Source organism: Sulfitobacter albidus (assembly GCF_018200035.1).
GTDB classification, from domain to species: Bacteria; Pseudomonadota; Alphaproteobacteria; order Rhodobacterales; family Rhodobacteraceae; genus Sulfitobacter; species Sulfitobacter albidus.
Genome location: NZ_CP073581.1, coordinates 2810605 through 2824589, shown reverse-complemented (window position 1 = coordinate 2824589; position 13985 = coordinate 2810605). Strand labels below are relative to the sequence as shown.

Here is a 13985-nt window from a genome sequence, read left to right as displayed (position 1 = left end):
GCTCGGCGGCCCGCAAAAGGGATGGGTGCGCCATGCGCCCTTTACCTGCTGCGCAAGTTGCGAAACAACACCGGTATGACCCGCCCCTCACGCGATCAATCTCCGGCAACGACCGATGACACACCCGGGCTGGGGCAGCCGCTCATCAGTGTGATTGTTCCGATCTACAATGTCGCGGAGCATGTCGCAGCCTGCGTCCAGAGCCTGCGCGACCAGACGTGGCAAAGCTTTGAAGTCATCATGGTCGACGACGGATCGACCGACGGCAGCGGAGAGCTTGCGGCACGGGCCGCCGAAGATGATCCGCGCTTCCGGCTCATCCGGCAACAGAACCGGGGTTTGAGCGGTGCGCGCAATACGGGGCTGGAGGCGGTTGCGGGTGAATTCATCGCCTTTGTCGACAGCGATGACCGGGTAATGCCCGATTATCTGATGCGGCTGTGGCACGCGCTGCAAGAGGTCGGCGGCGATTGGGTCGCCTGTGCCGTTCAATCGAACTTTGCCGATGGGACGGGGCACGCGCATTCAGCGATTCACGGCGCAAGTGATCTGACACAGCACATAACCGCCCGGCGGTATGCCTTCGCGGAATGGTCGGATGTCATCAAACATTTCCCCTCCGCGTGGAACAAGCTTTACCGCCGCTCCCTGATCGACGGGCTGCGGTTCGACGAAGGTACATGGTTCGAGGATCACGGATTTTTCCACCGTGCCGCCGCGCGCACCGATCATATCGTTCACCTGCCCGAGGCGCTTTATATCCAGACGCGGGGGCGGGAGGGCCAGATCACGGGCGCCGATAGCGAACGGGTGTTCGAGCAATTCGATGTGCTGGCAGAGATGCAGCGGATCTTTGAGGCCGGACCGCACACAGGCGCGCGCGAGGCGCTTGCGCGTATTGCCAGCCGTCTGGTGTTCGAGCGGAGCACAATTCTGGCCGATCCTGACCGCCGGACCCGTTTCGCGGCTGCCGCGCGGGATTTTCTGGCCGCGCGCGGCCTTGACTATTCGCCCGAATGGGACCGCGATATCGGCCGCGCTTGGGCGCTGGAGATGGCGGGCATTCTGCCCTTGAGTGTTGTGCTGGAATGGGATGGCACCGATCTGGAGGGACTGTCGCGCAGTCTTGAGGCGCTGCGCGGTCAGACAAGCCCCGCCCACGAAGTGCTCTTGATCTGTCATGACGCCGCCGCGTCCCGCGCGCTTGCACAGGCGGACATCGCGATGGCGCCGCACTGGCGCGCCCTGACGGCGCCGCATCCCGGCATCGGTCGTGCGTTCAACCACGGCCTTGAAAAAGCGCGCGGTCGCTACGTGATTTTCCACCTTGCCGGGGATGCTGCGTTGCCATGGGCGCTGCATGACAGTGTCGAGGCGATGCTGCACGCGGACGGCGATTTTGGCATGGGGCAGATGCGTCTGCACGACGCCGCGACGGGCGAGGTCAGCGGCCATAACGGCATGCACGACATGAACCTATGGCCGCAAGATACGCTTGCGTATGGTGCCATCACCGTGACCCCGATGCAGGCACTTGGGATTGAGGCGCATTGCTCGGCAAAGGTCTTTCGGCGCGGATTTCTACAGGAAGTTGGCGCAGGCTTCACGCAGGGTGCGCGGGCTGACTGGGCGCTCAGTCTCATTGCGGCGCTGCGGGCGCGGCGCTCGGTCTACATCGCGCAGGCTCTCGTAACGGTCGAAATGCGCGCTGGTGGCTTCTTGCGCTGGCACGTGCCGCAAGGTGCCGCCGACTTGCGGCAATCTCATGCGGCGTTGCTGGCGACCGTATCGACCCATCTGCGCGACATAGCCCTGCCGCCCGGCTGGCAAAGACGCCTGTTTGCCCGTGCGCTGCGCGAGCAGGTCTACTTTGGTAAACCGTCGGGGCGGTTGGCGCGCCTTTCGATGGTCGCCGGCGCTGCGGCGCTGTCGGCGCGCCTGGGCTATGGTGCGCCACAGCCTGCGGGGTTGGATCCGCTGGTCGGACCACGCCTGTCGCGGCTGATGGACCCGGCTTCGGTTCTGCTACGCCGTCCGGTGCCCGTCGGTCCGCCGGAAGTGTTTGTCCCGGCGCGCGGGCGCACTGTTCCGTTGCCGCCGCCGGACCTGCATCCCTTTGCGCCGACTGCTGCGGGAATCGTGCAATTTCAGGCGATGCTGCACACGCAACCCTTCGCAAATATCCATTTTTACGCAAAGGACAGCCACAGGGTCCTGTTTCATCTGTCACTGCGGCGGGACGAGGGGCTTGTCGTGTGCAACGACCAGATCGAGGGGGGGCATTGGCGGACGGAGCGCCGCGCGCCACTCGGTGATACGGGATCTGCCGTGACCGTGACGCTGCATTTCACCCCGCCGCGCGTTCGGGCGAAAATCAATGATCGGACGGTATTCGACTTCGGCGCCCGAAGCGTGCGGGCCCGCGATGGCTTCGCCGACCTCGCGCGGATCGCGGGTTTTACCCTCGAAGGGCACGTTGTGGCGCATCATGTCATCCCGCAGATCCCGCCGGGCGGGTCGTTGATGCTCGACCCCCGCCTGATGCTGCGTGCGGGTGCTGACGTGGGCAGGGTCGCGGCGCAGCCCGGGCAGACCGACGTACCGATGCTTGACGCTCCGGGCGATACACGGGCCGCACCGCTTCCCGCGCCGATGTGGCGGGACGTGCCTCCCGGCGGCGCGCTGACGCTGACCCATGCGGGCGGCACCCTTGCCCTGACCCGCGAGCGGCTGGCCCAGCGGATCGAGGCGCTGTTGTGCACCCCGCTTGCGGTGACCGACAGTACCATGTGCCTGAGTGTGCTGGAGCACGTGCGCCACGCGGAAATCCATACCGTCCTGAGCTCACAGGCACAGCGCCATCTGGGACGTATCGCGCAATTCTATGGGGCGCTGCCGTTTCTCGCTACCCCTCCCGAAGCGAATCCCCCGCCGCCGCCTGCGCCCGATGATCCGGTCCGCACACAGGTCGATATCGCCGTCGCACGTCTTGCGCAAAGCCAGAGCGGTCCGGCCCACACGCGTCCCGATGCGCTGACGGTGGCCGCCATGATGCAGGTTTCGCCGCTCGCCGCGCAGCCGCTGTTTCTGGCGCTGACAGAGTATTTTTGCGCTCGGGAGCGGGATTTCGCGGGGTTGCACGCGCTGGCACGCGCGCGTGATCTCTTCCCGCTCGACATTCCGCCGGATCGCTGGAGCCTTTCGGCAGCACTTCCCTTTTTGGCGGCGGAGCACGACGAAGACACGCTGATCGCGACGTTGCAAAAGCTGGAACCGGCAGGCAACGACTGGCTGGTGACGCCCGCAATTGCCTGGGCGGTGCGGCATGTTCTGACGCGCCGCGACACGCGGCTTGAGACCGCCCGTGCCGTGCTGGATAGCTTTGCCACGCTGCTGCGCGCCCGTGCGTCCGACTATTGGGACCGTGCGCAATGCCGTGAACTGACCCGCACCGCCGCTGCGGTCATCCGCGATGGCGCGCATCTGCCCGAGCCGTTGCGGGCACAGGCGGCGGCGCTGTGCGTTGAGGTTTACGGGCTGTCGCGGGTGTTCTGGGAGGATTTGGCACCGGTGTCCGATCTGCCCGACGACATGTGGCGCGCGCGCGATGCCTTCACCTGCCTGCACGATGATGCCGCGGATCCTGGCGACCGTCTGTCAGCGCTTGGGCTGTTTGAACGCGCCGGAAACGCTGATGCCCCGCGACTTCGCCGCGAATTGTACCCCCTCGACACGGAGGCCCCGGAGGAGACGCAAAGTGAGCGCGAGGTGCTGCGCGCGCTTGCGCGACCCGGAAGCCCGCCCCCCACGCCAGCGCAGGCGACGCGTGTGCGCGCCGCGCTGCCACCGCTCTACCCGGAGACGCCGCAGGCGCCGGATCTGGCCCAGCAACAGACCGCAAGCCGCTGCGCGCAGGCATGGTTGCGCGGCGGATGTGAAGGGCACGACAGTCTGACGCAGGCGCTGGCACCCCTGACAGGCGCCGACGCCCATCATCTGGGGATGGGCATGGCGCTGGCGCTGATCGACGCCGCACCGGATGAGAGCGCCGCCCGCGCGCTGTGCGACTGGTTCCAGCGCGAGGCGCGCGCGTTGGACGGACGTGAGTGGCGCTGCAGCCCTGCCGTGGTGGCCCCGCTGCGCCGACTGCGCGACCGGACGGATCCACCCGCCTGGATTGCGGAATTGCTGGACGGTTTTTTGCAGATCCCCACGGGCGAGCTTCCGGCGAGTGCGGAGGTCGAAGGCGTGGCGCAGCCGTTCGATACCATCGTCACGGTGTTTTCCTGTGCGCGCTATCTCGACACCCGTATCCCGGCCCTGCGGGCCGGCTGGTTGACCACGCTGCGCGCGCTGGGCATTCCCTATGTGATCGTCGTGGGCGACGGGGACGGGACCCGCCGCGGCGATGTCGTACACCTCGACGCGCCTGACGATTACGAAGGGTTGCCGCAAAAGACACTCGCCACCCTCGCCTGGGTCACGCAAAACACCCGCTACGGGCGTATGCTCAAGATCGACGATGATTGCTTTCTCAATGCAGCGCTTTTCTTCGGCACGCTCAGCTACGCTAAATTCGACTACTACGGTCGCCGCTTGCACCGTTTGCATGGGCAGACGGATCGTATCTGGCATCAGGGAAAATCCGCGACCGCGCGCGGTCGACTGACGCTGGATAAATCGCCGGAGCCATCGGAATACGCCGACGGCGGGTCGGGCTATACGCTCAGCCGGACTGCCATGCAGGCGGCCCTTGATGCAGCGGCGACGCCGGAAGGTCGCGCGTTGATCGACGTGTCCTTCATGGAAGACAAGATGCTTGGCGATCTGCTGGCGATGCGCGGGATACATGTGGCGTCCGAAGACTACCGTGTGTCGATCCGGCGGCGCAGCTGGAGTGATGCGCTCCCCGTGGCGTCGTGGCTCAACAGCTTCCACGCCAGCGCGTCGGCGCCGCTGCAACTGGTGCATCTTGATACCCATCACGATCAGGCAAGTGCGCAGGCCCGCCTTGATACCCCCGCGCTGTTGCCGTCGAAGATCTGGCCGGGGTTTCAGGATGTGGCGCTGGGCCATAACAGCAACGCGTTGGAGTTGGTCAGCGATACCGCACGCGTCGTGGCCGCCCAGCGCGCGCCCGTCGCCGTCGTGGCCTGCATGCGCAACGAAATGTTCATGCTGCCGCAGTTCCTGGACCACTACCGCCGCCTCGGGGTTACGGCGTTCCTGATCGCGGACAACGGCTCTGACGACGGGACGCTTGAGTATCTGGCTGGACAGGCGGATGTGGCACTTTTCTCGGTCGATACCGACTACAGCGCGTCGCACTACGGCGTGGCGTGGCAACAGGCACTGCTGGGCGCCTACCGCGCTGGCAAATGGTCACTGGTGGCGGACGCGGATGAGCTGTTGGTCTGGCAGGCCCGGCAGACGCAGACCTTGCCCGATCTGTTGGCCCGGCCTGAATTCGCGGAGGCCGATGCCGTGCGGTGTTTCATGCTGGATATGTACCCCGAAGGATCGCTCTCTCGCGCCGATTTTGTTGGCGCCAGCCCGTTTGATCAGGCGGGATTTGCCGATCGGGTGCCTTTTGTACGGGCCACCGTCGGTCAGGGGCCCAACAGCAGTCAGCCCTGCTGGACCTCGGCGCTGCGGCACCGTCTGATCCCGGGTGCACGGCCCAATCTCTTTGTGGCGCAGAAACTTGCGCTGCTACGCTACCATCCTGGCATGCGCCTCTCGGCGGGGCTGCATTTTGTGGGCGACGTGCGGCTGGCGCGGCGCGAACTGATCCTCGCGCATTTCAAATACAACGCTGATTTCCGGCGCAAGGCGCAGGCGGAGGTGCAGCGCGGCCAGCATTTCAACGACGCCGAAGAGTACCGTAAATATCTTGCGATGGCATCCGAAGGCCGCGACGTGATCTTTGACAAGGATCTGTCGCTCCCCTGGGCCGACGTGCCCTTTGTCAAACGCAGGCTGGCGCCCTAGTCGCTGCGGTAAAGATCCAGCAATTGATCCACATGCGCGGGCATCGTGACCGGAGGCATGGCGCCGTGCCAATAGCTTGCCGTATCGACATCGCCCTGCAAAAGCCGCGCAATGGCGCGTTCGAAATCCGCCGGATCCCCTGCGGTGAATATCATTTGCGTATCGCCGCCAAGCTCCTGCGCGCCGCCCATATCCGAGGTCAGCAACGGGATGTGGCGCGCGTGCATCTCGATGGCGACCTGTGGCAGGTTGTCATGCCAAAGCACCGGCACCACGCCGACATCCACGGGCGCCAATATGGTGTCAAGGTCGTTGTGGGTGTAGCCGTCGTGATGGACGACCTCGGCCAGATGATCGCCCAGCCGCATAACGCGCGCGAGCGTGGCGCGGTCCACGGTGCGCGCTGCGATGACGATGCGCAGACGCGTGGCGATTTGCGGCGGCAACGCCTCAAGCGCGTCGAGCAGGAAATAGAACCCTTTATCCCGGCGCATGTAGCCCAGATAGCCCAGCGTCAAGGTCGGTTTGCCAAGGGCCGTGTCGTCGGGCTGCGTTTGTGCAAACATCTCGGCGGCTTGGGTGCCGATATAGCTCGTCGTGGTCAGCAGCGGCGCGATGCCGTAGTTTTCCGCCAGCACCCTCACGGCGTCCGAGACACACAGCACATGATCGCAATTTTCGTTGATCAGCGCGATCATCTCGCGGCGTCGCGCGGCAAAGCTCGCGGCACTGGCGCGCGCCTGCTCCGCTGACAGCACGGGCGGTTTGGCGACATCGCGCCGCTGACCGCCCAGCCAGCGCTTGGCGCGCAACAGGCGTCCGCCGCTCCAGATGATCGCGCGAAAGGCACCATCATAGGTCCGGGTGCCGGGTTCCAGTCCGGCGCAGCGCAGCCGGTACGACACGCCATTCGCAATCCGCATCACCCGCGCGTCATGCTGGTGGGTGAGGCAACCGACACAGCGCGCACCGCCCTCGAAATCCTCGCAGGTTTCGCGCTCTGCGTACCACAGGTTCACCTGCGGACAGATCGGGTAGTAGTTGTGCAGGGCAAAGACGATCTTGGTCTCGGGGTGCCGCTGCTTGACGCTCAGCACGTCGGCGGGCAGCCCTTCGAGGTTGTTGAAATGGATCACGTCGTAGGGGCCGGTGCGGGCGACAAAGTCGAAAAACACGTCCCGTGTAGCGGGATGCGAGACCTGCGCCGGATCGCCAAAGCTGAGATGGCTATGGGCGAGAACGCCGGAATTCACGATTTCGTACCGGCGGTCCCGGTCGGCGCGGGGGCCGTGGCGCACCGGCTCCCACCGGGGGGCGCGGGCGGGCACATCGTATGACAGCCCCGCCGAGACGAACGTCGCCTCGACGGACGCATCGCCCGCCAGTGCATTCATCACGTTGCGCTGGTACAGCGTAACCCCGCCGCCGCGCCCTTCGGCATCGAGATAGTCGACCCAATTGTAATAGAGGACCCGCAGCGGGCGGCTCACAGCTCGTCTTCCAGCCAATGGGCCAGCCCGGCCTGCGTGAAATAATAGCGGATCGGATTGGGATCCTCGAACCGATCGAGGATGGCATTGCTCGATTGCTTGACCAGCGGGCTTTTCAGCCGTTTCTGGCGGGCAACGCCAAGAAAATCGCACAATCCGTCCTCGAACCCGTCGCGGAACATCTCGCGGTATTCAAACCGGACCTTGGGATTGGGCAGCCCGTCGAGCCACATGGCAATGAGGTGATCGAACGTCGCGTATTCGTGCCAGCGATGGCTGATCTGGCGCGGGGTCGCCACGATCTTGCGGGTGACGTGGTCGTCGGCCTTGGTCTGCGCCCATTTCTTGTTGTTCGCGGCCTTGATCAGCGAAGACACCTGCGCCAGCTTGTTCTCCCGCCAGATATTGATGATCGCGATCTCAGGGTCGGAGGCTATCTCCTGAAGGATCTTGATGTTGTGGCCGATCATGTACTTGAAGCCGCCGCAGGCGACACCCTTGATCTCTGCCTGATCGAAAACCGCTTTCATATGCGCGACGGGGTCTCGGTCGCGGCCCATCACAGCGTCGTGGCTGTCGTCGGGCGGACCGTCAGAGATGACGGCGTAGGGGTTGAACTGCTCGCCCGTACAGATCACGTCGCGATGGGCGTTGAGCAGGGTCATCAGATAGGTCGATCCGCTGCGCGGCAGCCCGAGAATAACAAACCGTTTCATCTTACCTGTATCCCGCGCGTATCCTCGCGCCCTCGTGTACCAATACTGTCAGCAGCGGATTGCTTTATGAAAGCAATGCGGCCCGAGTTCAAGCACCCGAAAACGGGTGGCGCTAGCGGTCGTTGACGACCTCCATATGCGCCTCGATCGCCTCTTCAACGTCCTCGAAATAGGTCAGATGGCCTCTGTGCAGCAAAATGCCGGAATCGCAAAAACTGCGCACCTGTCCCATTTCATGCGTGACGAGGATGGCGCTCGATGTCTCCATCCGTTCCTTGAAGAGCGCTTGGCTCTTGCGGCGGAAGGCGGCATCACCGACGGCGGTGACCTCATCAACCAGATAGGTGTCAAACCGGATACCGAAGGAAGCCCCGAAGGTCAGCCGCGATTTCATCCCCGATGAATAGCTGCGCACGGGCATGTTGAAATGTTTGCCCAGTTCGGCAAAATCCTCGACAAAGGCGACCAGCTCATCGGTATCCACCCCGTAGATGCGCGCGATGAACCGCACGTTCTGGGCGCCGGTCAGATCGGGGTGAAACGATCCACCAAACCCCACCGGCCATGAGATCGACCCGTCCGAGACCACGCGCCCGCTATCGGCGCGCAGGGTGCCCGCGATCAGCTGCATCAGCGTCGATTTCCCCGCCCCGTTCAACCCCAGAAGGGCGAGCGATTTGCCGGTGGGCAATTCAGTGTTCAGCCGGTCGATGACCACCTTTTGCGTGCCCTGCACCCAATAGCTCTTGCTGAGGTTTTCAAAGCGGATCATCGCGCCGATGCCTTAGCTGCGGTCACGGATCGAGTAATAGACCAGTGCCATGATCGACCAGAACAGCATCAGGAAAAGCGCCGTCATGCCCGCGATCATCGCGGAACGGGGGTATTCGCTGGTCTGTGCCAGGGTGGGCTGGATGAAGGTGGCGAGATAGCGGCTTTGACGTTGCGCGTTCGCGCGCGCGAGATCGAGCGCCGCCAGTGCCGCGCGGTAGTTTTCCTCGGCGAATTCGCGATCAACCACCAGCCCTTCGTATTCCGCGATAAGGGCGGGGTAGTCATCGCCCGTGCCGCCCAGCTCCGTGCCAGAGCTCGACAATTGCTCGCGTTCCGAGGCGATGCGCTCGCGGATCACCTCGATCAGGCGCTGGGCTTGCCGCAAACGCGGGTCATTTTCGCTGATAGTGGTGCCCAGCAGGTCCAGTTCGATCAGCGCTTCGGCGAGTTGCTGTTGCAGGTTGTTCATCACGCCCATGCGGCCCTGGATGTCGGATTCAGGATCCACGATGCGGTTCGACGACCGGAACGTCGTCAGCCCCTCGCGCGCGGTCTTGAGCCGGGCCACCGCTTCTTCGAGATCGCTGCGGGCGTAGCGCATCGCATCATCGCGCGCCTGTTCGTTGAGCGCGTTGATCATGTCCTGGCTCAGGCGGAGCACTTCCTGTGCAACGGCCTGCGCCTTTTCGGGGGTAAAGGCGAGCACGCGCATCTCGATCAACCCGGAGCTTTGATCGTAGGACACCCGCACGATGCGGCTCCAATAGCTTTCAAGGTCCTCGATACTGGCGTCGGGGCTGAGCGCGAACACCGGATCCTCGGACCAATAGGCGCCGTAGTGGTCGCGCAGTCCGATATTGGTATCAATCTGCTGAATCAGAGCCTGGCTGAGGATGAATTCATACAGGATATCGCCGTCAGAAGACCCCGAAACCCCGGTAAGACTGGCGAGTCCGCCCAAGAGTGACGAGGCGCTGCCGCCTTCCTCCTGACGCACGGTGAACCCGGTGAGCGAGCTGTATTGATCTTTTGCCACCGCCAGAAGGTAGAACACGACCACCGTCAGCGGCACCAGCACGATCAGCACGAACGACAGGCCCAGCCCCAGATGACGCCGCCGGAACCGCGCTGCCCGGACCGGCGGGCGCTGGCGCGCGGGTTTCGGCATCGGCGCAGCTTTGGGCGCCGCGGCTGGTCCGGTCGCAGCGGGCTGCGCCGGGGCCTGTGATGCGGCAGGTTTTTCCTGCTGCTGGCCGACTTGCTCCGGTGCGGGACTGGCTTTAGGGGTTATGTCATTCATTCTTTATCCAGAAGGATGATTTGAACTTCACCCGCAGCTTTTACATACTGCATCTGGAATTGCCAGCATCGGAACACTTTAGCAATGTCCATTCCCCGCGCGCAGGAGACACAGATCGCCCACGGTTCCGACCGCAGTTTTGCCACGGCCCGTTCGGTGTCGGCGTTGATCCTGCGCGAAATGGCCACGCGCTACGGCCGCTCACCGGGGGGCTATGCATGGGCCGTGCTGGAGCCTTTGGGCGGGATCATCGTGCTGGGGTTCGGCATGTCACTGCTGATCCGCACGCCGTCGCTGGGCACCAGCTTTGTTCTGTTCTTTGCGACCGCGTTCTTGCTGTTTGCGATGTATCAGCAGCTCGCAGGTGACATCGGACGCTGCATCAATTTTTCGCGCGCTCTGCTGTTCTATCCGGCCGTGACATGGGTGGACGCGGTTGTCGCCCGTTTCGTGCTGGCGGTGCTTACGCATATCGTGGTGATGACGCTGCTGTTTACGGGGTTATTGATCTTTACCGACACCCGCGCCCAATTGGAACTGGGGGCGATCACAGAGGCCGTCATGCTGACCGCCTTTCTTGGGTTGGGGATCGGTACGCTCAATTGTGTGCTGTTTGGCCTCTTCAATGTCTGGATGCAGATTTGGAGCATCATCAACCGCCCGCTTTTCTTTATTTCGGGGACGTTCTTCATCTACGAGGATATGCCGACAACGCTTCAGGATATCCTATGGTGGAACCCGTTGCTGCATCTGACAGGGCTGATGCGGCGCGGGTTCTACAGCACGTATGAAGCCAGCTACGTCAGCATTCCCTACGTCTGTGTCGTCTCGGGGCTGTGCCTGTTTTTCGGAGTGGTGCTTCTGGGTCGCTTTCACCGGATCATTCTGAACCGGTAGGGCAGGGCGCTATTTCGGCTCGGCCCATTCGAGCACCTGCGCATGATCGACCTGCGTGCGCCGGATCAGCCCGTGCCAGATCGCGCGGCCCAAAAGCGCCAGATACTGTCCGCGCTCGCCCGAGTGAAAGCGCACCTTGAGCGTCCATTTTGCGACCATCAGCGGCAGCACCAACGCAAACCAAGGCCCCGAGGCCAGCCGGTAGACCAGCAGCAGGTTGCGGTAATGATAATAGGTCTTCCACAGCGGTTTGAACCGCTGATCCGCGTCGGTCATGGTGGTGAAATCATGCTCGAACCGGATGGCGGGATCGAAAAGGATCTGGCCACCTGCCTGCCGCATCGCCAGTGAATAAAGGACGTCATCGCCGTAGATAAACAACGAGCCGTCTGGATAGCCCACCGTTTCAATCGCCGCGCGCGACACGAACAGACCCACGAAAGAGCCGCTGTCGACCGCGCGGTAGGCGCGCGCGTCATAGTCGTGCTGGGTAAGGTGAAACCCGTCCCGCCCGCGCCCGCGCAGCATCCCCAGCAGCGTGCGGGTGACCATGCCACGGTGCCAGAACGGGTTGAGCGTCGGGCGATTCATGTCGCAGATCCCGCCCGCGGGGAAATAGACCGCCGCCGCCCAGGCCATCGCGCCCGTCCGGTCGCTTGCGTGAAACGCGGTGATGGCGCCGGGCGCCGGGCGCGCGTCATCATCCATCACGAGCATCCAGTCGGGGTCAAACCACTCCGCGCTCAGGCGCATACCGGTCTCAAAGCCGGCAGCCCCTCCGCCGTTTGTCGCGCGCCGGTGTACGACCAGCGGGCCGTCCGCCGCCTGCGCGGCGGTTTGCGCGTCCAGCCAGGCCGCCGTGCCATCGGTGGAGGCATTGTCGATCACGACCACACGCTGCAAACCTTCGGTGCGTGCTGCGTCCAACAGGCGCGCGACCGTGACCTTCAACTGGTCCAGCCGGTTGAAGGTCACCACGACGGCCACGACGCGCGATGGGGGGGAGGGCATGTCAGGCGCCACGGATGTGTCCTTTGCTTGGGGTGGGCAGTTTCTGCCCTGTGCCCATAATTCCGGGGCCAAGTCAAATCCGACACGGTGGTCGGCCCTGCACGGCTTGTATTTCCTCGACTTTCTGGCAAGAAGGGGCACGCAAGATTTTACAGGGTGCGGCGGGAATGCAGATCGAACACACAGCCTTGCAGGGTGTCGTCATCCTGACGCCGCAGCGACACGGCGATGACCGGGGCTTTTTCTCGGAAAGCTGGAACCGCGCGCGCATGGAAGCCGCAGGGCTGGATTTTGATTTTGTTCAGGATAATCACTCGGTCTCCGCCGCCGTGGGCACCGTGCGCGGCCTTCATTTTCAGCGCCCGCCCTCTGCGCAGGCAAAGCTGATCCGCTGCGGGCGCGGAGCGCTTCTGGACGTGGCTGTGGACATCCGGCGCGGCAGCCCGACGTTCGGCCAGTGGATCAGTGTCGAGCTGACGGCCCATAACGGCAAGCAACTGCTGATCCCCGAAGGATTCCTGCACGGTTTTGCCACCCGTGCCCCGGATACCGAGATCATTTACAAATGCACCGATTACTATGCCCCGGAGTGCGACGCTGGAGTGCGGTTTGACGATCCCGGCATCGGGATTGACTGGCAGTTGGACGGCATTGATCCGGTACTTTCCGACAAGGACCGCAAGGCGCCTTTTCTGTCCGAGATTGAGATACCGTTTATTTTCGAAGGAACCCCAACATGAAAATTCTGGTCACCGGCGGCGCAGGCTTTATCGGGTCGGCGGTGGTGCGTCTGGCGATTGCACGCGGTCACGAGATCGTGAACCTTGATGCGCTGACCTATGCCGCCTGTCTGGACAATGTGGCCGAGGTCGCGGACAGCCCGCTGTATGCGTTCGAGCAGGCGGATATCCGCGACCGTGCCGCGCTGGACCGGGTGCTGGACACCCACAAACCCGATGCGATCATGCATCTCGCGGCTGAAAGCCACGTGGATCGCTCTATCGACGGGCCGGGTGATTTCATCGAGACGAATATCACCGGCACCTACCAGCTGCTTGAGGCCGCGCGCGCCTACTGGACCGCGCAGGGCAAGCCCGACAGCTTCCGTTTCCATCATATTTCGACCGATGAGGTTTTCGGCTCGCTTGGTCCCACGGGGATGTTCACCGAAGAGACCCCCTATGATCCGCGCAGCCCCTATTCGGCCTCAAAGGCGGCAAGTGACCATCTGGTGCGCGCCTGGGCCGAGACATACGGCCTGCCGGTGGTGCTGACCAATTGTTCCAATAACTACGGCCCCTATCACTTCCCCGAAAAGCTGATCCCGGTGGTGATCCTGAACGCGCTGGCCGACAAGGCGCTGCCGATCTACGGCGACGGCTCCAACATCCGCGACTGGCTCTATGTCGAGGATCACGCCGATGCCTTGCTGTGCGTGCTGGAAAAGGGCGCGCTCAATCGCTCCTACAATATCGGCGGAGAGAATGAGCGCACCAACCTCGAGCTGGTCAAGACGATCTGCGCGATCCTCGACGAAAAGCGCCCGCGCGCCGAAGGAAGCTATGCGGATCTGATCACCTTTGTCACCGACCGGCCGGGTCACGATGCCCGCTATGCCATCGACGCCAACCGCATCATATCGGAACTGGGTTGGAAGCCATCCGTCACCGTGGAGGAAGGGCTTGCCCGCACCGTGCAATGGTATCTCGACAACGAGGACTGGTGGCGCGCGCTTCAGGCACGCGACGGGGTGGGGCAGCGATTGGGTGTCGACAAGAAATGAGCCTGCCCGCAGGTGTCTGGACG

The 13985-nt window shown here is 63.5% G+C and carries 9 protein-coding genes; 4 read left to right on the top strand and 5 right to left on the bottom strand.

The window, feature by feature from the left end:
* Positions 1-75: 75 nt before the first annotated feature.
* Positions 76-5991 carry a glycosyltransferase gene (locus KDD17_RS13895; RefSeq protein ID WP_212704204.1) on the top strand — a complete coding sequence of 1972 codons (5916 nt, stop codon included), beginning with the start codon at positions 76-78 and terminating at the stop codon, positions 5989-5991.
* On the opposite strand, the gene KDD17_RS13890 is transcribed toward KDD17_RS13895, so the two are convergent.
* The 4 genes from KDD17_RS13890 to KDD17_RS13875 form a co-directional block, all read right to left on the bottom strand.
* A complete protein-coding gene (locus KDD17_RS13890; protein ID WP_212704203.1) occupies positions 5988-7481 on the bottom strand; it encodes a glycosyltransferase in 1494 nt (497 codons plus the stop codon). The genes KDD17_RS13895 and KDD17_RS13890 overlap by 4 nt on opposite strands.
* Positions 7478-8197: a sulfotransferase gene (locus tag KDD17_RS13885; RefSeq protein WP_212704202.1), complete on the bottom strand. Its 720-nt coding sequence runs from the start codon at positions 8195-8197 to the stop codon at positions 7478-7480. The genes KDD17_RS13890 and KDD17_RS13885 overlap by 4 nt, the downstream gene beginning before the upstream one ends.
* A 112-nt stretch (positions 8198-8309) precedes the next feature.
* A complete protein-coding gene (locus tag KDD17_RS13880) occupies positions 8310-8969 on the bottom strand; it encodes an ABC transporter ATP-binding protein (RefSeq protein ID WP_212704201.1) in 660 nt (219 codons plus the stop codon).
* Positions 8970-8981: 12 nt separating this feature from the next.
* Positions 8982-10139, bottom strand: a complete 1158-nt coding sequence (locus KDD17_RS13875) for a KpsE/RkpR family capsule polysaccharide export protein (RefSeq protein ID WP_254796799.1) — start codon at positions 10137-10139, stop codon at positions 8982-8984.
* 216 nt (positions 10140-10355) lie between these two features.
* On the opposite strand from KDD17_RS13875, the gene KDD17_RS13870 reads away from it, so the two are divergent.
* The gene (locus tag KDD17_RS13870; RefSeq protein ID WP_212704199.1) at positions 10356-11168 is read left to right on the top strand and encodes an ABC transporter permease; all 813 of its coding nucleotides are present in this window, start codon (positions 10356-10358) and stop codon (positions 11166-11168) included.
* A 9-nt stretch (positions 11169-11177) separates the two neighbouring features.
* On the opposite strand, the gene KDD17_RS13865 is transcribed toward KDD17_RS13870, so the two are convergent.
* Entirely contained in the window at positions 11178-12179 is a 1002-nt protein-coding gene (locus tag KDD17_RS13865; protein ID WP_212704198.1) for a glycosyltransferase, read from the bottom strand.
* 167 nt (positions 12180-12346) lie between these two features.
* Here KDD17_RS13865 and rfbC point away from each other — a divergent pair, with 167 nt between their 5' ends.
* The gene (rfbC, locus tag KDD17_RS13860) at positions 12347-12919 is read left to right on the top strand and encodes a dTDP-4-dehydrorhamnose 3,5-epimerase (RefSeq protein WP_212704197.1); all 573 of its coding nucleotides are present in this window, start codon (positions 12347-12349) and stop codon (positions 12917-12919) included.
* Positions 12916-13962 (top strand): dTDP-glucose 4,6-dehydratase, encoded by a 1047-nt coding sequence (rfbB, locus tag KDD17_RS13855; protein WP_212704196.1) that lies wholly within the window; start codon positions 12916-12918, stop codon positions 13960-13962. The genes rfbC and rfbB overlap by 4 nt, the downstream gene beginning before the upstream one ends.
* Positions 13963-13985 lie beyond the last annotated feature (23 nt).